The sequence below is a fragment of the Mycolicibacterium sediminis genome (assembly GCF_010731735.1).
Classification (GTDB): Bacteria; Actinomycetota; Actinomycetes; order Mycobacteriales; family Mycobacteriaceae; genus Mycobacterium; species Mycobacterium sediminis.
This window is the reverse complement of the sequence record NZ_AP022588.1, coordinates 2,323,944-2,341,981: the sequence shown is the minus strand read 5'-3', so window position 1 is coordinate 2,341,981 and position 18,038 is coordinate 2,323,944. Positions and strand designations below refer to the sequence as shown.

General features: G+C 68.4%; 21 protein-coding genes. 9 read left to right on the top strand and 12 right to left on the bottom strand.

What is annotated here, in order from left to right; genetic code table 11:
• Position 1 precedes the first annotated feature (1 nt).
• The 3 genes from G6N64_RS11205 to G6N64_RS11200 form a co-directional block, all read right to left on the bottom strand.
• Positions 2–190 carry a hypothetical protein gene (locus G6N64_RS11205; protein ID WP_308206606.1) on the bottom strand — a complete coding sequence of 63 codons (189 nt, stop codon included), beginning with the start codon at positions 188–190 and terminating at the stop codon, positions 2–4.
• Between the two features lie 5 nt (positions 191–195).
• Positions 196–357 carry a DUF6307 family protein gene (locus G6N64_RS29920; RefSeq protein ID WP_174266790.1) on the bottom strand — a complete coding sequence of 54 codons (162 nt, stop codon included), beginning with the start codon at positions 355–357 and terminating at the stop codon, positions 196–198.
• 83 nt (positions 358–440) lie between these two features.
• The gene (locus G6N64_RS11200) at positions 441–1,619 is read right to left on the bottom strand and encodes a glycosyltransferase (protein WP_246231108.1); all 1,179 of its coding nucleotides are present in this window, start codon (positions 1,617–1,619) and stop codon (positions 441–443) included.
• 222 nt (positions 1,620–1,841) lie between these two features.
• Between G6N64_RS11200 and G6N64_RS11195 the strand changes: the two genes are divergently transcribed.
• From G6N64_RS11195 to G6N64_RS11180, 5 genes are all read left to right on the top strand, one after another.
• The gene (locus tag G6N64_RS11195) at positions 1,842–2,756 is read left to right on the top strand and encodes a quinone oxidoreductase family protein (protein ID WP_163796949.1); all 915 of its coding nucleotides are present in this window, start codon (positions 1,842–1,844) and stop codon (positions 2,754–2,756) included.
• 23 nt (positions 2,757–2,779) lie between these two features.
• A complete protein-coding gene (locus G6N64_RS11190) occupies positions 2,780–4,210 on the top strand; it encodes an aldehyde dehydrogenase family protein (RefSeq protein ID WP_163801616.1) in 1,431 nt (476 codons plus the stop codon).
• Positions 4,211–4,306: 96 nt separating this feature from the next.
• Positions 4,307–4,441, top strand: coding sequence for a hypothetical protein (locus G6N64_RS30500; protein ID WP_264002243.1), 135 nt, complete (start codon positions 4,307–4,309; stop codon positions 4,439–4,441).
• 250 nt (positions 4,442–4,691) lie between these two features.
• A complete protein-coding gene (locus G6N64_RS11185) occupies positions 4,692–5,627 on the top strand; it encodes a cyclopropane mycolic acid synthase family methyltransferase (protein ID WP_409370738.1) in 936 nt (311 codons plus the stop codon).
• A 71-nt stretch (positions 5,628–5,698) separates the two neighbouring features.
• Positions 5,699–6,595, top strand: coding sequence for a cyclopropane mycolic acid synthase family methyltransferase (locus tag G6N64_RS11180; RefSeq protein ID WP_163796947.1), 897 nt, complete (start codon positions 5,699–5,701; stop codon positions 6,593–6,595).
• Positions 6,596–6,843: 248 nt separating this feature from the next.
• Here G6N64_RS11180 and G6N64_RS11175 read toward each other — a convergent pair whose 3' ends face one another.
• Positions 6,844–8,451 carry an esterase/lipase family protein gene (locus G6N64_RS11175; RefSeq protein ID WP_163796946.1) on the bottom strand — a complete coding sequence of 536 codons (1,608 nt, stop codon included), beginning with the start codon at positions 8,449–8,451 and terminating at the stop codon, positions 6,844–6,846.
• 158 nt (positions 8,452–8,609) lie between these two features.
• Here G6N64_RS11175 and G6N64_RS11170 point away from each other — a divergent pair, with 158 nt between their 5' ends.
• Together G6N64_RS11170 and G6N64_RS11165 are read left to right on the top strand one after the other, a co-directional pair.
• Positions 8,610–9,017 carry a hypothetical protein gene (locus G6N64_RS11170; RefSeq protein WP_163796945.1) on the top strand — a complete coding sequence of 136 codons (408 nt, stop codon included), beginning with the start codon at positions 8,610–8,612 and terminating at the stop codon, positions 9,015–9,017.
• A 7-nt stretch (positions 9,018–9,024) separates the two neighbouring features.
• On the top strand, positions 9,025–9,396 hold the full coding sequence (locus G6N64_RS11165) for a hypothetical protein (protein ID WP_163796944.1): 372 nt from the start codon (positions 9,025–9,027) through the stop codon (positions 9,394–9,396).
• Between the two features lie 5 nt (positions 9,397–9,401).
• Here G6N64_RS11165 and G6N64_RS11160 read toward each other — a convergent pair whose 3' ends face one another.
• The 6 genes from G6N64_RS11160 to G6N64_RS11135 all read right to left on the bottom strand — a co-directional run bounded on the left by G6N64_RS11160 (position 9,402) and on the right by G6N64_RS11135 (position 15,520).
• Positions 9,402–9,818: a hypothetical protein gene (locus tag G6N64_RS11160; RefSeq protein WP_163796943.1), complete on the bottom strand. Its 417-nt coding sequence runs from the start codon at positions 9,816–9,818 to the stop codon at positions 9,402–9,404.
• A gap of 5 nt (positions 9,819–9,823) precedes the next feature.
• Positions 9,824–10,930 carry a fatty acid desaturase family protein gene (locus G6N64_RS11155; protein ID WP_163801614.1) on the bottom strand — a complete coding sequence of 369 codons (1,107 nt, stop codon included), beginning with the start codon at positions 10,928–10,930 and terminating at the stop codon, positions 9,824–9,826.
• 138 nt (positions 10,931–11,068) lie between these two features.
• Positions 11,069–12,547 carry a glycoside hydrolase family 130 protein gene (locus G6N64_RS11150; RefSeq protein ID WP_163796942.1) on the bottom strand — a complete coding sequence of 493 codons (1,479 nt, stop codon included), beginning with the start codon at positions 12,545–12,547 and terminating at the stop codon, positions 11,069–11,071.
• Entirely contained in the window at positions 12,544–13,527 is a 984-nt protein-coding gene (locus tag G6N64_RS11145; RefSeq protein WP_246231106.1) for a glycosyltransferase, read from the bottom strand. Before G6N64_RS11145 ends, G6N64_RS11150 begins: the two co-directional genes overlap by 4 nt.
• Before the next feature lie 23 nt (positions 13,528–13,550).
• The gene (locus tag G6N64_RS11140) at positions 13,551–14,729 is read right to left on the bottom strand and encodes a glycosyltransferase (protein ID WP_163796940.1); all 1,179 of its coding nucleotides are present in this window, start codon (positions 14,727–14,729) and stop codon (positions 13,551–13,553) included.
• A gap of 158 nt (positions 14,730–14,887) precedes the next feature.
• A complete protein-coding gene (locus tag G6N64_RS11135; RefSeq protein WP_246231105.1) occupies positions 14,888–15,520 on the bottom strand; it encodes a DUF1345 domain-containing protein in 633 nt (210 codons plus the stop codon).
• 454 nt (positions 15,521–15,974) lie between these two features.
• Here G6N64_RS11135 and G6N64_RS11130 point away from each other — a divergent pair, with 454 nt between their 5' ends.
• Positions 15,975–16,655, top strand: a complete 681-nt coding sequence (locus G6N64_RS11130; protein WP_163796939.1) for a hypothetical protein — start codon at positions 15,975–15,977, stop codon at positions 16,653–16,655.
• A 23-nt stretch (positions 16,656–16,678) separates the two neighbouring features.
• Here G6N64_RS11130 and G6N64_RS11125 read toward each other — a convergent pair whose 3' ends face one another.
• Positions 16,679–16,879 (bottom strand): antitoxin, encoded by a 201-nt coding sequence (locus G6N64_RS11125; protein ID WP_163796938.1) that lies wholly within the window; start codon positions 16,877–16,879, stop codon positions 16,679–16,681.
• A gap of 54 nt (positions 16,880–16,933) precedes the next feature.
• A complete protein-coding gene (locus G6N64_RS11120) occupies positions 16,934–17,692 on the bottom strand; it encodes a hypothetical protein (RefSeq protein WP_163796937.1) in 759 nt (252 codons plus the stop codon).
• Between the two features lie 18 nt (positions 17,693–17,710).
• Here G6N64_RS11120 and G6N64_RS11115 point away from each other — a divergent pair, with 18 nt between their 5' ends.
• Entirely contained in the window at positions 17,711–17,884 is a 174-nt protein-coding gene (locus G6N64_RS11115) for a hypothetical protein (protein ID WP_163796936.1), read from the top strand.
• Positions 17,885–18,038 lie beyond the last annotated feature (154 nt).

Here is an 18,038-nt window from a genome sequence, read left to right as displayed (position 1 = left end):
CTCAGCGCCAGGCGAGGCGTTTCTTCCAGGTCCGTTCGTCACCCTCGACGCCGACCCAGGACCCGGCCGCGTAGTTGATGTGTTCCTTCACGCCCGTGCGGATGACGTCGAGCGACCCGTCGGGCAGCTCGTGGTAGGTGTCGCCGTAGCGCAGGTACTCGTTCGTCCCGCCGCCGGTCAGCGTCACCATCACCGTCAACGCATCTTCTCGGGTATCGAGTCGAGGGCGTGCAGGACGTGGACGGCGATCTCGCGCGCCTGGTCGTCGTCGAGCTTCGACTTGTCCTGGATGACGGCCTTGACGAGTTCGACTCGTCGTCCGTAGGGGGTCTTGAGGAGAACTGCGGACGCGGCCATCGGGATTCCTTAGATCGAGCATGTCAGCTCGAACCCGAGCTACTCGTACCCCCACCGTACGCTAGTTTTCCGTTGCGCGACCGTCACATTCGCGCGCGCTGCTCCCGGAGCAGAACGTGCGCCAGCAGTAGGTACTTCTCCGCGACAACCGACCACGACATCGTCGGCGCCAGCCGTCGACCCTCCGCCGCCATCTCGCCGGAAAGCCTTGGGTCGGTGAGGATCCGGCGCAGCGCCGTGGTCATCTCCTCAGGATCGTCGTGCGCGACCACGATTCCCGCGCCGCTGCCGAGGAGATCGACGGCATGCGGGAACGCCGTCGCGACGACGGGCCGGCCACTGGCGACGGCCTGCACGAGCACCCCGGAGGTGACCTGTTCGGTGGCGTCGTACGGCAGCACCACCGCGGCGCACGACTGGATCAGGGCGGCCAGCGACCCGCGGCCGAGGTAGTCGGGCTCGAAGGTGACCGCGCCGACGAGGCCGTCGCGCTTGACCTGGTCGAGCCGGGCCTCGCGGTAGGACTCGCCGTCGTCGGCGAGCGCACGGGGGTGGGTCCTGCCGGTGACGAGGTAGCGCGGCTGCCCCCGCAGCTCGCGCAGCGCGCCCATCGCGTGGATGACCCGCTCCACGCCCTTGCCCGGCCGCAGCAGTCCCCAGGTCAGCAGCGTGGGACGGCCGCCGCGCTTCAGTCCGGCGGCCGCGGTCAGCGTCACGCCGTGCGCGATCGTCGCGACCCGGCCGCGCCACAGGTCGTAGTGGGCGTGCAGTCGCTCGCCGACGGAGTCCGAGACCACGACCACCCGGTCGGCCATCGTCAGCACCGACTCGAAGACCGCCCGCTGGTGCGGGGTCGGCAGGCGCGGTACGGCGTGCGCGACGACGATCATGGGGACGGTGACGGCGCGCATCACCTCGACGAGGTCCTCGCCGTCCTCACCGCCGTAGATCCCGACGTCGTGGTGGATGATCACCACGTCGAACCGGTTCAACCGGTCGACGCAGGCCGCAATGGATTCCCTTGAGCCACCAGACAGTTCACCCACGATGCGTGCGTCGCCGCACTCCACGCCGTCGGCCACCCGCACCACGCTGACCTCCGAGCCGGCAGCGCTCAGAGCGTCGCACAGCGACTTGCTGAAGCTCGCGAGCCCGCAGAACGTCGGCGGAAAGGTGCCGAGCACGCCGACGGTGAGCGGGGTGGTTCCGCGCGGCCCGATGGCGGCGCGAGTGGGGACCTGGCTGAGGGAGGGTGCTGACAACGGGAGTCCTGACGCGCGAGCCGCGGAGTGTCCGGCTCGAGCGGTTGCTCACGAAGTACAGCGCTGAACTGCGCATTCATCCCGGACTGGTCAGTTTCCCAACCTCCCGACCATACACCCGCGGCGGCATCCGTCCGGGCCTCCCGCTGACCGTTTGGCCGGTATCGGCACGGGTAGCCGCCCGCTCGGACGGACACCGACACCAACGCGGGAGAGGACGAGATGCGCGCAGCAGTACTCGAGAAGGTGGGCGAGGCGCCCACGGTGATGGACTTCGACGAGCCCGACGGCGACGTCGTCGAGGTTCGGCTCGCAGGCCTCAATCCGGTGGACCTCGCGTTGGCGTCCGGGCAGCTCGGCGAGCCCGATGTGCCCAAGGTCGTCGGCAAGGAGGGCGTCGGCATCACCGCCGACGGCACCCGCGTCTACTTCGACTCGCCGCCCGCGCCGTTCGGCTCGTGGGCCACCCGCACCCGCGTCGACCCGGACAAGACCTACCCGGTGCCCGACGGCATCGACGATGACCTCGCCGTGGCGTGCGGCATCGCCGGCCTGGCCGCGTGGCTGCCGCTGACGCGGCACGCCGAGGTCACGTCGGATTCCCGGGTGCTGGTGCTGGGTGCGACGGGCGTGGTCGGCAAGATCGCCGTGCAGGCCGCGAAGGTCCTCGGCGCCGGTCGCGTCGTGGGCGCCGGCCGCAACTCGGACGAGCTGACCAAGGCCCGCGAGCTGGGTGCCGACGCCGTCGTTCAGCTCGGTGGCGACGACGACGCCGAGGCGCTGCGGTCCGAGGCCGGTGACGGCTACGACATCGTGATCGACCCCATCTACGGCGACCCGTTCCTCGCGGCGCTCGCGGCCTCGGCGGTCGGCGCCACGCTGATCACCATCGGTCAGGGCGCGGGCGGCGGGCCGGAGATCCCGTTCCGGGCGCTGGCCGGCCGCACCCACGTCGGCCACATGAACGACCTGATGCCGCCGGACGTGGTGCGGGCCGCCTATGCGGAACTCACCGGGCTGGCCGCCGAGGGTCGCATTCAGGTGGAGACCACCCGCTACCTGCTGGAGGAGGCGGACAAGGCGTGGCAGGCCCAGAACGACGGGCCGCACGTCAAGATCGGGGTGGCGACGTCGTGAGTGCCTACCCCGACTTCGACACGATGCCGATCGGCAGCCAGTGGCGTGCCGGCGCGGCCGGCTCGACTCGCGAGTCGACCGACCCCTACAGCGGCGACACCCTGGCCGAGATCCCGCAGGCCAACGAGGACGACCTGAACGAGGCCTACGAGACAGCGGTTGCTGCGCAACCGGATTGGGCCGATGCACCGCCGGCTGAGCGCGCCGGCGTGATGCGCGCGGCGGCCGACGTGATGGGCCGGCGCAAGGACGAGATCGTGCACTGGCTGGTGCATGAGACCGGCGGCACGATCGCCAAGGCCGAGCTGGAGTGGGGCCTGGTGCGGTCGGTGATGTGGGAGGCGGCGTCGATGCCGCACCACGTGGAGGGCCGCATCATGCCGAGCGACATCCCCGGCAAGGAGAGTCGCGTCTACCGCGAACCCGTCGGCGTCGTCGCGGTCATCTCGCCGTGGAACTTCCCGATGCAGCTGTCGAACCGGTCGGTGGCGCCGGCGCTGGCCGTCGGAAACGCCGTCGTGCTGAAACCTGCCGGCGACACGCCCATCACCGGAGGCCTGCTGCTCGCGCGCATCTTTGAGGAGGCGGGCCTCCCGCCGGGGTTGCTGTCGGTGACGGTCGGGTCGGGTTCCGACATCGGCGACGCCATCGTCGAGCACCCCGTCCCGCGGGTCGTCTCGTTCACCGGGTCGACACCGGTGGGCAAGGGCATCGCGGAGAAAGCCGGCCTGAAGCGGTTGGCGCTGGAACTGGGCGGCAACGGCCCATTGGCGGTGCTCGACGACGCCGACCTGCAGTTGGCCGTCGACGCCGCGGTGTACGGGTCGTACTTCCACCAGGGCCAGATCTGCATGATCGCCAACCGGACCATCGTGGACGCGAGCGTGCACGACGAGTTCCTCGGCCGCTTCGTCGACCGGGTGAAGGCGCTGACGGTCGGCGACCCGAGCGACCCGAAGACGCAGCTCGGGCCGGTGATCAACTCCTCGCAGCTCGAGGGCATCCAGGACAAGCTGAAGCGGTCCCGGGACGCCGGCGCGGAGCAGTTGCTCGGTGGCGACCCGTTCGGGCCGGCCGGGCTCTGCCTGCCGCCACACGTCGTGAGCGCGGGCAACGACGTCGCGACCGCACGCGAGGAGGTGTTCGGTCCCGTCATGACCGTCATCCGCGCCGACGACGAGGAGGACGCACTGCGGATCGCCAACGACACCGACTACGGGTTGTCCTCGGCGGTGTTCAGCCGCGACGTCAACCGTGCGGTGCGGTTCGGGCGCCGGATCCAGGCCGGGATGACGCACGTCAACGACTCTCCGGTCAACGACGACGCGAACACGGCGTTCGGCGGCGAGAAGGGCTCCGGCATCGGTCGTTTCGGGGGCCAGTGGGCGATCGACGAGTTCACCACCGATCACTGGGTGTCGGTGCAGCACACGCCGCGGGACTACGCGATCTGACGGCTGCGCCGCGCGCGGACACGGTGGGCGAAACCGCTCGCCGCGTACAGTCCGGACCATCGGCACCATTCAGGGCGCCGGAATCAGAGGCCAGTGATGACTGACAAGTCCCCGCGCCAAGGCATGACGAAGAAGTCCGACAAGTCCCTGAAGGAGAAGCGCGCCGACAAGCGCGCGAAGAACGACTCCGCGGCCACCTCCGACGTGGACGGACTCCGCAAGAAGCGCTGATCCGTTCAGAGAAGATGTCACCGACCGGCGGTCGTTGCCGGTCCGCGCGGTGATCACGTCTGACTGCCAATGTTGCGCTGCACCCGATTTGCTCGCAGCGAGGGTGACGGGCCGTAGAACGAAGATTCAGCCCGCCACCTGCGGAGCGCCGTCCGCGACACGCCATCCGCGGTAGTAGGCTCGGATCGCCTGATCAGTGAAGCAACTGCTGGTCGGCGCGACCATGATTCCTCGATGGCCAAGGTGGATGATGACCTCTTCAAACGACACGCAAGACTTCACGCCGAAGGCGGAGTCCGCGTGGCTCGCCAAGTCGGCGTCGCAGACGCGCGGATCGGACAAGAAGGAAGTCCAGTTCCACTACGACATCAGCAATGAGTTCTTCAAGCTGTGGCAGGACCCGAACCAGGTCTACAGCTGTGCATACTTCGAGAAGGACGACTACAACCTCGAGCAAGCGCAGATGGCGAAGATCGATCTGTCGCTCGGCAAGCTCGGCCTCGAGCCCGGCATGACCCTGCTCGACATCGGCTGCGGCTGGGGCGCCACGATCAACCGCGCCGTCGAGAAGTACGACGTCAACGTCATCGGCCTGACGCTCTCGGAGAACCAGAAGCAGCACATCGAGGAGCACTGGCTCGCCAACTACAAGGGCGACCGGACGATGGACGTGCGGCTGCAGCCGTGGGAGGACTTCAGCGGCCAGGTCGACCGCATCGTGTCGATCGGCGCCTTCGAGCACTTCGGCTTCAACAAGTACGACGACTACTTCAAGAACACCTTCGACTGGCTGCCCGACGACGGCGTACAGATGCTGCACACGATCACCATCCCCGAGGATACGGAGATCAAGGCCAAGGGCCTGCCGCTGACCATGTCGAAGGTCCGCTTCATCAAGTTCATCATGGACGAGATCTACCCCGGCGGTCGTCTGCCGCTGGCCTCGATGGTCACCGACCACGCGGTCAAGGCCGGGTACACCGTCACCCAGGAACAGCACCTGCAGCCCCACTACGTGAAGACGCTCGACACGTGGGCCGCGAACCTCGAGGCCAAGCAGGCCGAGGCCATCGAGATCACCAATGAGGAGATCTACGAGCGCTTCCTGAAGTACCTGAAGGGCTGCGCCGACCTGTTCCGCGAGGGCTACACCGACGTCGTCCAGTTCACCCTGCAGAAGGCATGACCCGCGTCTCGACGCGCTAGCACCACCACATCAACTAAATGGTCCGCAACACGGATGGAGGGCGGTCGGGGATGGCCAAGCCCATGCTGAACCCGTCGAAGGGCGGCGACTCGATGGAGCCGCACTTCGAAGAGGTACAGGCGCACTACGACCTGTCGGATGACTTCTTCGGGACCTTCCAGGACCCGTCCCGGACGTACAGCTGTGCGTACTTCGAGCGTGACGACATGACGCTCGAAGAAGCGCAGATGGCGAAGATCGATCTCGCGCTGGGCAAGCTGAACCTGCAGCCGGGCATGACGTTGCTCGACATCGGCTGCGGCTGGGGCTCGGTCATGCAGCGTGCTGTCGAGAAGTTCGACGTCAACGTGATCGGGCTGACGCTGAGTAAGAACCAGTGCAAGTTCGCCCAGGAACTGCTCGACGGGTTGGACACCGACCGGTCGCGGCGGGTGCTGCTGCGCGGGTGGGAGCAGTTCGACGAACGCGTCGACGCCATCATCAGCCTCGAGGCGATCGAGGCCTTCCCGCAGGAGCGCTACGCGCCGTTCTTCAAGGCGTGCAGCAGCTACCTGCCCAGCGGTGGCCACATGGTCATCCAGGCGATCCTCGGGCATCCGCTGAAGCGCTGGCCGGAGATGGGCATCCCGATCGTGATGTCCGACCTCAAGTTCATGCGGTTCATCGCCAAGGAGATCTTTCCCGGCGGTTCGGTGCCCAGCGACGACGACATCATCAACCTGTCGGCCGAGGCCGGGTTCACGCTGGAGCGCAACCACCTGCTCGACGAGCACTACGTGCGCACGCTCGACATGTGGGCCGAGGCGCTCGAGGCCGCTCACGACGCGGCGGTCGCCGCGACGTCGCAGGAGGTCTACGACCGGTACATGAAATACCTGGTCGGCTGCAGCGACTTCTTCAAGCGCGGCATCAGCCAGCTGGGTCAGTTCACGCTCGTCAAGGCGTAGTTCGGGCGCTCAACGGCTGGGGCTACCGGTCGCTGGGGTCCCCGCCGTGCGGCGGCCGTGTTGCTCGTGCCCGCCTCTGAGCGACAAGTCGCGACAACACGTCCATGTCGCGGCGCCCACGTCGTCAACGGGCACGGGCTGCCTTGCGGGTGACTATTTCCAGCCTCCGCCCTTGTCGCGACGTGTCGCTCAGAGGCGGGCACTACGTGTGTCATCTCCCGGCTGTACTCAACCCCCGCTGACGTGGCCTATGCGGCGGAGACGATCAGCGGGGCCATGAGCGGATTGGCCGGACTGGCAGCCGGGTTCGACGCCAGCGCCTCGAGCACGTAGTTCCACGTGATGGGGCTGACGGTCACGCCCAGGTGGCCGCCCAGGAAGCCCGGGTACTGGTCCTGCAGAACGATGTTCGTGACGTTCGGGCCGTCGAGGAACTGCCGCTCGTAGGGCGTCAGCACCTCGTCGTAGGTCGACACCAGCGTGGTGTAAATGGTGCCGGGCCGGGTGTCGCCGTCGCCGAAGACGAGTTCCTGGAACTGCGACGTGATGCTCTGCTGCTCGAGAGCCGGGAAGACCCTCCCCAGCACCCCGGAGAACAGCGGCCCGAACACCGGCAGCGTGAACGCGTACGCCAGGAAGTTGACGTCGGTGCCGTGGTTGCTCGGGGCGATGCCGATGAACTGCGACACCTTCGCGTTGCCACCGAGCACGTTGAGGTAGTAGGCCGGCAGCGTCCCGCCGCCCTGCGAGTGGCCGATCAGGATCACCTGTGGCGCACCGGTTTCGGCGAGCACCGTGTCGATCTCGTCGGACAGCTCCTGCGCCGACACGGCGATGTCGCCCAGTCCCCTGACGAAGAAGTTCGGGATGTAGCCGTTCCTGCCGTAGTCGAAGGTGTAGACCTTGTAGCCGGCGTTCGCGAGCACGGGCGCGCCGACGCTCCAGTTGAAGCCCGAGGGTTCCGCCGTGCCGTTGATCAGGATGATCGGCAACGGATGCTCGGGGGTGACGGTGATGCTCGGGTCGTTCGCACCCGCGGGCACGATGTTGGGGTTGAGCCACGCCAACGGTTCGAACACCCCGTAGTTCACCGGGAACGGCCCGGTCGACGTCAGGTTCAGGGGCGTGTCGGTCAGGACCTTGCTGACGTTCCCGGCGGCGTCGGCGATGGCCGAGACGGCGACGTACGGTCCCCCGCCGAGGAACTTCGGACCGAACCCGCGGGCGACCTCGACGGCGATGTTGTTGACGAAGGAGGCGCCGAACGCGGTGACGTCGACGGTGAGGCCGGTGAGCTGTCGGACCAGATGGCCCGGCTCGGGAATCGACGGGGTGGTCGCCAGGCGGATGGACGGCGCCGGGGACGCCGTGGGCAGCTGCGCGCCGCTCGACCCCGTCGTATCGGGTTGCACCGTAGACAGATTGGCGCGGGTCGATCCGGTGGTGAGGCCCCACGGCGACGTCGCGGTTCGTTGCGTCGTCGGCCGTGCCGTGGACGGGATGCTGATGAGCGTTGAGCGACCGCTGCGAGGCGTGTCGTCGGACCGGGTGGCCGAGATGCCGCCCTCGCGGCCGTTGCCGACGCGGGTGGTCGGCGTCGAGAGGCCCGTGGTGGGTCCACCCGTCCGCTCGGTGGAGCCGGACAGTCCCCCGATGCCCTGCAATGCTGCCGGGCCGGTACCCGCCGTGGGACCCAGGCCCGAGGTGGCCTTCGACTGCTCGCTGCTCGCTCCGGGCGCACCGGCGGTCGCCGCCGACGGGCCTTCGTCAGCCTGGGCGATCCCCGCGCCGAGGAGCAGCGCAGCCGCCGTCGAGCCCAGCAGGAATCCCGCATAGCCGACGGGACGTACTCGCACCGGTACGTCTCGCACGCGACACCAACCCTTCGTCTCGCCGACGCGACGCACCGACCCCCGGGCGGAATGATGGCATGCCTTCCGCCGCACGAGTGCGGTTTTGCCGACAGAGCCATCCTCCGGACGGCGATAGGCTTTCCACGGCGGAGGGGGACGACGTGTCGGACGCGTTTGAGGGGCCGGGCTCGGTGTCGGATCAGCATGGCGGGACCGACGTCATCGGGTCGACCGGTGGCAGTGGCGGCCGGGTCGCGGACACCGTCGTCAGCGTCCTGCTGATGCTCGCTCAGGTGGGGCTGTGGCCGATCGCCTTCATGCTGTTCATCGCGCTGCCGATGAGCATCGACAACTGCGCCTACGTCGACTGCGGTGACGAGGCGTGGATCGGCCGGGCGATGTGGACTGCCGTGGGGTCCATCCCCGTCGGCGTCTTCTTCGTCGGCCTGGCGATCTACTACCTCGCTCGGCGTCGGGTGGCATTCTGGGCGCCCCTGCTGGGTTGTGTCATCCAGCTGACGATGCTGTGGGGGGCGTACGCGATGGCCGACCTGGCGGGCCCGATCTGACGCCCGCGTGATCGACTACGCGGCCTTCTCCGGACTGAGCGGCGTCTACCTCGAGGACAGCTTCGTCCTCTCCATCGCCCAGGACGGCTCGTCGCTGACCTTCGCGCTGGACGCCGTGCTGACTCCCGACCATCCCGCGTACCACCCGCCGCGCGTCGGTGAGCACCACTGCTACGAACCCGGGACGCTGACCTTCCCGGCGGCCTCCCGGATCGACTGGCTGCGGCGGTCGACGACGTCCTCCACCGATGCCGCGGGCGAGACGGACCTGGGCAGCGTCGACGTGCTCCGGCGCGACGGTGAGTCCATTGTCGTCGAGGGCGACTGGGGCGAGGTCCACGTCGTCGGATCGGAGCCTCGCTTCAGCTCCGACGGGTGAGCCCGTTACACCGACCCGTACATCTCGAGGATGCCGCGGCGCGCCGCGTCCCACTGGGTGACGATGCGGTCGCGCACCCACTCCAGCGGGTTTGCATACGAGCGGAATTCGGCTTTCGCCGCACTGATCATGTCCGCGGTCACCTCGCCGGGACGGTCGGTGAACCTGCCGAGGAACTGCCACTTCTCCGCGCGCAGGCCGAACGCGTTCGCAGCGGCCAGCGCGCCGATCATGACGTTGACCTCGCCGTCGCGGATGGACTGATAGACCTGGATCTTGCAGTCCGCCGACCGGTAGTAGACGACGTGACGCTCTCTGCCGCCCTCGTCGGGCAGGTCGTCCACCTCGTCGAGGACGAACCCGCGCTCGGCGAGCACCGGCCCCACGATCACCTGGACGTCGGCGGCGAACGTCGACCTCACGGGACCTAGACCCGCAGGCGCTCGCGCAGCCGCTTGATCGGCCGGAAGTCATCGGGCACTGCGAGGCGGTGGATGGTGCTCAGCGTCGAGAAGTACTGCCGCGGAAGCGAAGCCGTCGCGTAGGGCAGGCCGTACTCCTCGCACAGCGCCCTGACCCGCAGGCTGATCTCGTGGTGCCGGTTGCTCGGCAGTTCGGGGAACAGGTGGTGCTCGATCTGGTAGCAGAGGCCGCCGGTGGAGAAGGCCAGCGCGCGGCCGGCGGTGAAGTTCGCGGCACCGAGCATCTGCCGGAGGTACCACTCGCCGCGGGTCTCGTTCTCGAGGACGGCCTCGTCGAACTTGTGTGCGCCGTCGGGGAAGTGCCCGCAGAGGATGACGACGTTGGTCCAGACGTTGCGCAGCACGTTGGCCGTGACGTTGGCGCCCAGGGTGCGGCGCCACCGTCGCCCGCTGAGCGCGGGCACGAGCACGTAGTCCTTACCCATCTGGCGGGCGATCTTGCGAATGAACACCCAGCGCTCTTCGGACTTGGCCTCCGGGCTCTCGACGCGGTCACGCTCGGAGTAGAAGTCGTGCAGGCCGATGCCCCACTCGAAACCCGCTGCCAGCAGGACGTTCCGCAGCGGCTGGAACAGATGTTGACGTTCCCAGGCCTGGTCACGGGTGACGCGCATGACACCGAAGCCGAGATCGTCGTCGACGCCGACGATGTTGCTGAACACGTGGTGGCGGTAGTTGTGCGAGTAGCGCCACTGTGCCGACGAGCCCACCTGGTCCCACTCCCAGGTCGTCGAGTGGATCTCGGGGTCGTTCATCCAGTCCCACTGGCCGTGGCTGATGTTATGGGCCAGCTCCATGTTCTCGACGGACTTGGCGTAGGCCAGCGCGAGGGTGCCGGCCCACCAGCCGCCGCGCGACCGGCTCCCGGCGATGACCACGCGGGCCGCCACGTCGAGCACGCGCTGGAAGGCGATGGCCCGCTTGATGTAGGCCGCGTCGTCGGCGCCGAGGGACTTCTCGACGTCGCGGCGGATCAGGTCGAGGTCGATTGCGAGGCGTTCGACGTCGTCGGAGCTGAGATGGGCGTATTCGGCGATGTCGGCGATGGCCATGGCGTCCTCGGTCCGTCGAGCGGGCGGTGGTGTCACCCCGGCAGCCGGGGCGTCGCCGATCACGGGGGTCCGGACGGCGACGCGCAACGGCGTTGGGCTCAGCCTACGGACGGCCGGTGTGAGCGGCAACGTGGCACGTCATGCGGTCAGCTCGGCCACCAGGTCGGGCAGGGGGACGGTCGCCAGGCCGATCGCGCCGTCGGCGATGCCGTACGGGATCACCAGGGTGTCGGCGTGGACGAGCGCTCCACAGGAGTAGACGACGTTGGGCACGTAGCCGTTCTGCTCGTCGGGCGCGGGGCTCAGCAGCGGGTGCCGCAGCCGGCCGATGACGGTGGTCGGGTCGTCGAGGTCGAGCAGGAGTGCGCCGATGCTGTAGGTGCGCATGGGGCCCACGCCGTGGGTGAGCACGAGCCAGCCGGCCTCGGTTTCGATTGGTGCGCCGCAGTTTCCGAGCTGCAGTGCCTCCCACGACTCGGTCGGCGTCTGGCACGGGGACGCGCTCGGCCACACCGACAGGTGGTCGGCGAACGCGACGGTGTTGTTCTCGCGGTCCGCGCGCGACATGGCCGCGTATAGGCCGCCGATCTTGCGGGGGAACAGCGCGAGACCCTTGTTGGCCGCGGCGGGTCCGACGAGTGGCCCCGAGGTGAACGACCTGAAGTCGGTGGTGGTCAGCAACTGCTGGCTGATGGTGGAGCCGCTGTAGGCGGTGTAGGTCGCGTAGTAGCTGACCGAGCCGTCGTCCTCGGTGAAGCGGACGAATCGGGCGTCCTCCATGCCCGCCCCCTCGGCAGCGATTGCCGGCCAGAGCACGCGCTCGGAAAGCTCTGTCTCGGAGTCGAACTCGACGGCGTAGAACCGTTCGGCGATGTCCCGGACCAGGGCGATGGTCTGCTCGGCGCGGTTACGGGTGGCCAGGCCCCTGCGGAGTTTGGCGAGCCGCTCCTCGAGTTGACCGTGCGTGAACCGGTCGCCGAGCGCGCGGAGGACGAAGTCGGCCACCTCACCGGCGCCCCGCACCCCGGCGAGCTCGGCACGGAAGACGGCCTTGTCCAGCGGCGCGGGCGTGGCGGCTGCGGTTCCGGCGAACGGACCGGCGACGTCGATGACGGCCCGGCCGGAGGCGTCCACGACGCCGCTGCGGAACCCGATGGTGGAGCGGTGCCCCTCCCCTATTCCACGGACGCTCATCGCGAAGCGCAGGCTGCCTGCGGGCACTCCCGCCTGGTCGGGGTGGGCGACGATGCTCGGGTTGCACAGTGCCGCACCCTCGATCGAGTACTCGCTGGTGAACGTGGCACCGAGCAGCAGCGTCCTTGCCGCGGAGAGGTCGCGATCGGGGTCGAGCCGGTCGGCGAGTTCACGGGCGTGCCGGGCGAATGTGCCGTTCAGGTCGCGGTGGCGTCCGTCGAAGCGGACCGCGAGGTCGCTCAGGGCGGCGTCCACGTCGTCGTCGCTGAGCGCGAGAATGCGCTTGAGCACGGCGCTGGCACGCGATTCCTGTTGCTCGAAGCCCTCCTGCCCGGGGACGAAGAGTTGGGTGATGACACGCGACGGGTCGGCTGCGACGCGCTGCGGGAGCCGCGTGGCGAGCGGGGACGTCCCCGAAGTCACAGTGGGACAGGGGTGTAACGGCGAGCCAGCTGCATGGTGGCCATCGCGGCGAGCGTCGACTCGGCGCCCTGATTCTGGTTGACACCGTCGGCGTGCAGCCCGTCGAAGCCGCCGCCGGTCGCCGGATCCCACATGGTCAGGCCGGCGTCGTTGGCGCCGTTGAACCAGGCCTGGGCGAGCAGGACGGTCTCGGGCCAGATGGACCGGGGATCTGCGTCGGCGGCACGGCCGCAGGCGGCGGCGATCGCGGCGATCTCAATGGGCTGCTGATCGAATCCGGGCTGGGCGTCGTCCGGTCCGCGTCCCCCCACCGGGGTGGGTGAGAGGTGTCCGTCGGAGGTCTCGTAGCCGACGAGCCACTCCAGCAGGTCCAGACCCCGGTCGCGCAGGTCGGCGCGTTCGAGTGCGACGCCGGCGGCGATCATCGCTTCGGCGAGAACGGCATTGGCGTAGGTGAGTCGGGGCTCGGGCCACGGCCAGGCCGCGTCTCCGGTGGGCGGGTCGAGGGTCGACACGTAGTCGGTGAGCAGTGCGACGGCAGCGCGGTGGCCGGGTTCGACGGTCAGCAGTTCGGCGGCGCCCACGGCGGCGAACGCCATCGCCCGCGGCCAGCGCGACCGCATCGCGGCGGCCCGGTCGAACTGGATGACCGCCAGCTTGCGGACCAGGCTGACGTCGCTGTGGGCGGCGGCGGTGCCCAGCGCCCAGAGGCAGCGACCCCAGTGGTCCTCGGTGGTGGGGAGGTCGGTCCAGTGCCCGCCGACGTCCATCCGGTTGCGGCAGGCGCCATTGAAGGACTGCGCGTCGTTGAGGAACCGCAGCGCCTTGCCGGCGAGCCCGTTCATCAGCCCGGTGGTGTCGGGCTCGATGGTCGCGACGACGAGGACGCGGGCCATGTCGTCGACGCAGTACCCGTGTTCGCGGCGCGGCACCGTCAGCAGCGCGTGCTCGAAGGTGCCCTTGTGGTCGGTGAGTGACAACAGGTGATCGAACGGGATCGCAGTCACGCCACTGCCGCCCGCGCCGAGAGGAGCCGTTGCGCCACGTCGACGTACGCCGCGGCGACCACCGGCCAGGCCATCGTCGGGGCGAGCTGTCGGGCCTCGTTGGCCATGGTCCCGGCGACCCGCGGGTCGGTGAGCAACTTGTTGAGGACGTTCACCAGTCCGGCCGCGTCGTCGTGGCCGACGACGGATCCTGCTCCGCCGCTGAGCAGTTCCGTCGCGTGCGGGAAGGCGGTCGCGACCACGGGCCGTCCGCTGGCCAGCGAGTCGACCAGTACGCCGGAGGTGACCTGGTCCTTGGAGTCGTAGGGAAGCACGACGGCCGCGGCGGTCTGGATCAGCGCGGTGACGGACTTGGGGCTCCGGTAGCGGGCGTCGAACGACACGCAGTCGGATACGCCGAGCCGCTCGGCCTGCTCGACCAGGCCCTCGCGGTAGGCCTCGCCTTGGCTGGCGAGGACCTTGGGGTGGGTCTGGCCGGCGATCAGGTACTGCGGACGTCCGGGCAGCTGCTTGAGCGACACCATCGCCTCGATGACCCGCTCGATGCCCTTGCCCGGGCCGATGAGACCCCAGGTCAGCAGGGTGGGCCGGCCGGAGCGCTTGAGCGCGGGGGTGGTGGGCAGGGCCGCACCGTGAGGAATGGTGACGACCTTGGCCGGGTCGACGGCGAAGCCGGAACGCAGCCTTTCCCGTGCCGTGTCGGACATGACGACCACCTGGTCGGCGAGGCGGACGACGTCCTCTAGGACCGAACGTTGATGCGGCGTCGGGTCTTTCAGGACTGTGTGGGCGACGACGATGGCCGGGACGGTCAGTCCGCGCATGATCTCGACGACCTCGTCGCCGTCGGTTCCGCCGTAGAGGCCGTACTCGTGCTGGATGATCGCGACGTCGTTGCGGTTCAGCAGGGCCGAGCAGGCCGCGATCGATGCCGGGGACCCGTTGACGAGGTGACCGACGACGCGGTCGTTCTGCGAGGGGGGTCCGTCCTCGATCTGCACCACGCCGACCTCGGCGCCCAGGTCGCCGAGGTTCACGGCGAGCGCGACGCTGAACGTCGCGAGTCCGCACAGCGTCGGAGGATGGGTGCTCAGGATGCCGAAGGTGGGCGTGCGCAGGAAGCGCTTCGCGGAGGCCGAATACTGCATGGGTCGAACGACGAATGGTGCGTTCATGGGTCATTCCCGACTGGGTGATTGCCACCGGCGAGTCCGGCGTGAGCAGTGGCTCGGCAGGTCGGCGTCGATGGCCACCTGGTCCGGACTGACTAGTTCCCAGACCCGAACGTTACACCATTTGCGCTGGTAGTGGGGCCGTCGTGGCGTTCAGGTAGCTAGAGACCGCCCGCGACGAGGTTGACCACCGAGGCCACGATCACCGATCCGAACACGTAGGACAGCAGGCCGTGCTTGAGCGCGGTGGCGCGCATCCGCGACGAAGTGAGGTTGGTGTCGGAGATCGCGAAGCTCATGCCGACGGTGTACGCGACATAGGCGAAGTCGCTGTAGCGCGGCGGGTCGTCGGTGTTGAAGTCGATGCCGCCGACGGGCTTCTCCTGGAAGTACACCTTGGCGTAGGTGAGCGCGAACAGCGTGTGCACGGCCAGCCAGGAGATGACGACGCTGCCGACGGCGACGGCGGCCACCCCGAGGTTGCCGTCCTTGGCCTTCGCGAGCAGCAGGCCGACGCCGACGAGGCTGACGAGCGCGCCGACGAGGATGAGCACGAAAACCGTGTCACGGCCGGGCTCCTCGTCCTCGGCGTGGGTGGCCGTCTCGTCGGGGCCGAAGGGCCACAGCACCACCCAGGTCCACACCAGGTAGGTCACGGCGAGCACGTCCCACCCGACCAGCAGCGAGAACCAGCCGTAGCCCCGGGCGACCCCGGCTGCGGCGGCGAGTAGACCGACCACGGTCGCGCCCGCGATGCGCACCGCGGGCGTGTGCATCCGCCGACGTGAGTCCATCGGTGAAGTCAATCAGGCGAGCCTGAGTCCTGCCTCGAGGCCGGTCTCGGCGGGTCTTCCGCACAACTCTCCGGCGACCAGCAGCGGGGCGTGGTTCGGGGGCGTACCCGCGAGTCACACGAGCCTCGTGCGCCCCTGGAAATCTTGGCGTGAACGAATCCGGAATGTTCCGCCTGACGAGCGAGTCGACGGAGCGCTGCTCCCGGTGGCGCACTGTCGGCGTCGACGGTTACCTTCGGATGGCAGGAGGGGCAGCACCATGACAGAGGCTTCGCGGGCGGAACCGGGGCGTTCGGTGAGTCCGAAGGACGTCTTCCAGAGGTCGAACATGCCGTCGCGTTGGGAGCGTTTCGCCGGCGTGGCGCCCAAGATCGACACTGACCGCGAGTTCCTGGCATTCGTGGCCGCGCGGCATAGGGGCGAGCCGCGACTGCCGCATCCCGATGATCTGGATATGCCTGCTGAACTCCGCATCAGGACGGGCGCCACTGCCCTCGCCTGGGTGTCTGCCGCGATCGTGGCGGTGGGCCTCACCGGCCAGCCCGCCCTCGCCATCCTGGGGGGAGCGCTCTTGGCGTGCGCGTTGGTGTTGCTACTGACGGTCACGTTGTCCGCGGGCGAGTCGATCAGTCGGTACCGGGACCTCCGCACCAGAGCGGTGGCCTATGAATCTCAGCTTCGGTCAGGGCAATTGAGTACCGCGGACTCGGACACGTTGAATCGGATGATCCTCTGCGACGAGGGGACGTTGTCGTATTGCGCGGCCAAGATCGCCTCCGAGATTGCCCGCGACCCCGGCTGGGCTACGGACTCGGCGGCGTTCCTTCCCATCGACCTCTGGGACGAACTCGCCGAGATCGGTGCGAGCGCCCGCCAGATCGCACTGGACCGGGAGGCGGCGGAGAAGCCCGAGGGTGGCCGGCTCCGCTCCGATCCCGACATTCGAGCGCTGATCACCGAGGCCAAGTCCGACCGCCGGACGGCGTTGTCCGCCCTCGCCGCTCGCGTCCACGGCTTCGCCGACTATCGCGATCGCATTCAGCGACTCTCCGCCCGGGACGTGCGCGACCGCGGCGCACTCGAGCGGGCGACGCGGCTTGCATCCGACGAGCAGGCGAGGGACCGCCTGACGTGACTGCTCGACCTGAGTTCGTGATTCTAGGGCGACCACCGTCGTCCGGCGTCGACATCCGCGACGATGTCCTCCGAGGCAATGCCCGTGTCGGGCAGGGTGGCCATGAGCGCCGCGTTGTCCACTCGAATCGCCATCGCGTTCAGGGACATTCCTTCCGCGCGCGACATTCGCTCCAGCCGGTCCATGACCGCGTCCGGAACGTTACGCAGGTACAGGTTTCGCATGCTTGACCGTACTTCCTCGTTCGCATGGTGTTGGCAGATGCGACAGACAACCACTCACGACGCCTGGTCCGGGTAGCTGCGCCAGGGCCGGGGGTCCGCGTCTCCTTCGTCGTAGTAGACCATCGCGTCGTCGAGGAGTCGCCGTCTGTAGCCGCGGCTCATGTCATCGATGGTCTTGAGTGCGTCGCCGGTGATATCTTGCCCGATTCCGCTGCGGGAGTGAGCGAATGGTACGAAGGCTCGCAGCAGGGCCGGCGCATCCAACGCAATTTCGAGCGGGACGTGCTCGTCGTGATACGGAAGACGCAAGATGTCGGAGATGCGGAACGTGCTCCACCGCAGCGGGTCACCGAACCCGGATTCGCATAGTTCCAGGAGGACGTCTCGGTAGTCGTCGTCCGCGAACGGAGCGCCCGCGGGCGTGGCGAAGAAGTCGTCGAGCAGCTCTGTCACGGCGTCCTCGTCCCAGTGGGGCTTCTCGTAAGCGACTCCTCCCTCCGGTAGCCGACTGATCATCCACCTGACGATGGGTGCGAAGTCGCGCCACTCCTTCGGCCGCCGGGCATATCTTTCGAATCGCAGGCCGTTCTCGATCCACGCTCGGGCATCGGCCGGGTCCATGTCCACGAAGGCAGTGTCCGATGGAGAAGGGACGACGACCGACTCCGACGGACCGGTGAGGAGCTGGAAGTCGATCACTGACGACAGACGGTTGTGGTCGAGCAGGACGGAAAGGATTAGTTCAGTCGCATCGGCGAGCGTGAGGCTGACGACGAGTTCGTCGCCATCACCGAGTACGTCCGTCCTGCGCATGACCCGACTCACCCTTGCGTGAGGCAGGCCGGCGATCCACCTGGGCAGACGGTCGTTCCGCGTCGATACCTCTCGGCGGCATCGTTCGCGCAGCGCGTCGTCGTCGACGAGCAGTTCTCCGAAAAGAGCGAGCAGTGCGGTGAGCTCACGGTACTTGCGCGCTATGAGGTTGCCGATGAACACCTCCAGTGAGCGCGTCTTCTCTGGCTCCTCCTTCGGATGGGGACCGGGTGAAGCCCAACTGATGCAATGACCGATCCCTCCCAAGAGGAGTTCTTTGGGCCCGGCCATGACCTCTCGAATCGTCGAGATCAGCAGGGCGTCGTCGGCGACCGGTCGGCGCCTG

Coding starts and splice junctions, on each gene's coding strand:
- G6N64_RS11205 (WP_308206606.1), bottom strand. CDS start 190: ATGGTGACGCTGACCGGCGGCGGGACGAACGAGTACCTGCGCTACGGC.
- G6N64_RS29920 (WP_174266790.1), bottom strand. CDS start 357: ATGGCCGCGTCCGCAGTTCTCCTCAAGACCCCCTACGGACGACGAGTC.
- G6N64_RS11195 (WP_163796949.1), top strand. CDS start 1,842: ATGCGCGCAGCAGTACTCGAGAAGGTGGGCGAGGCGCCCACGGTGATG.
- G6N64_RS11190 (WP_163801616.1), top strand. CDS start 2,780: ATGCCGATCGGCAGCCAGTGGCGTGCCGGCGCGGCCGGCTCGACTCGC.
- G6N64_RS30500 (WP_264002243.1), top strand. CDS start 4,307: ATGACTGACAAGTCCCCGCGCCAAGGCATGACGAAGAAGTCCGACAAG.
- G6N64_RS11185 (WP_409370738.1), top strand. CDS start 4,692: ATGACCTCTTCAAACGACACGCAAGACTTCACGCCGAAGGCGGAGTCC.
- G6N64_RS11180 (WP_163796947.1), top strand. CDS start 5,699: ATGGCCAAGCCCATGCTGAACCCGTCGAAGGGCGGCGACTCGATGGAG.
- G6N64_RS11155 (WP_163801614.1), bottom strand. CDS start 10,930: ATGGCCATCGCCGACATCGCCGAATACGCCCATCTCAGCTCCGACGAC.
- G6N64_RS11140 (WP_163796940.1), bottom strand. CDS start 14,729: ATGAACGCACCATTCGTCGTTCGACCCATGCAGTATTCGGCCTCCGCG.
- G6N64_RS11135 (WP_246231105.1), bottom strand. CDS start 15,520: ATGGACTCACGTCGGCGGATGCACACGCCCGCGGTGCGCATCGCGGGC.
- G6N64_RS11130 (WP_163796939.1), top strand. CDS start 15,975: ATGCCTGCTGAACTCCGCATCAGGACGGGCGCCACTGCCCTCGCCTGG.
- G6N64_RS11125 (WP_163796938.1), bottom strand. CDS start 16,879: ATGCGAAACCTGTACCTGCGTAACGTTCCGGACGCGGTCATGGACCGG.
- G6N64_RS11120 (WP_163796937.1), bottom strand. CDS start 17,692: ATGCGCAGGACGGACGTACTCGGTGATGGCGACGAACTCGTCGTCAGC.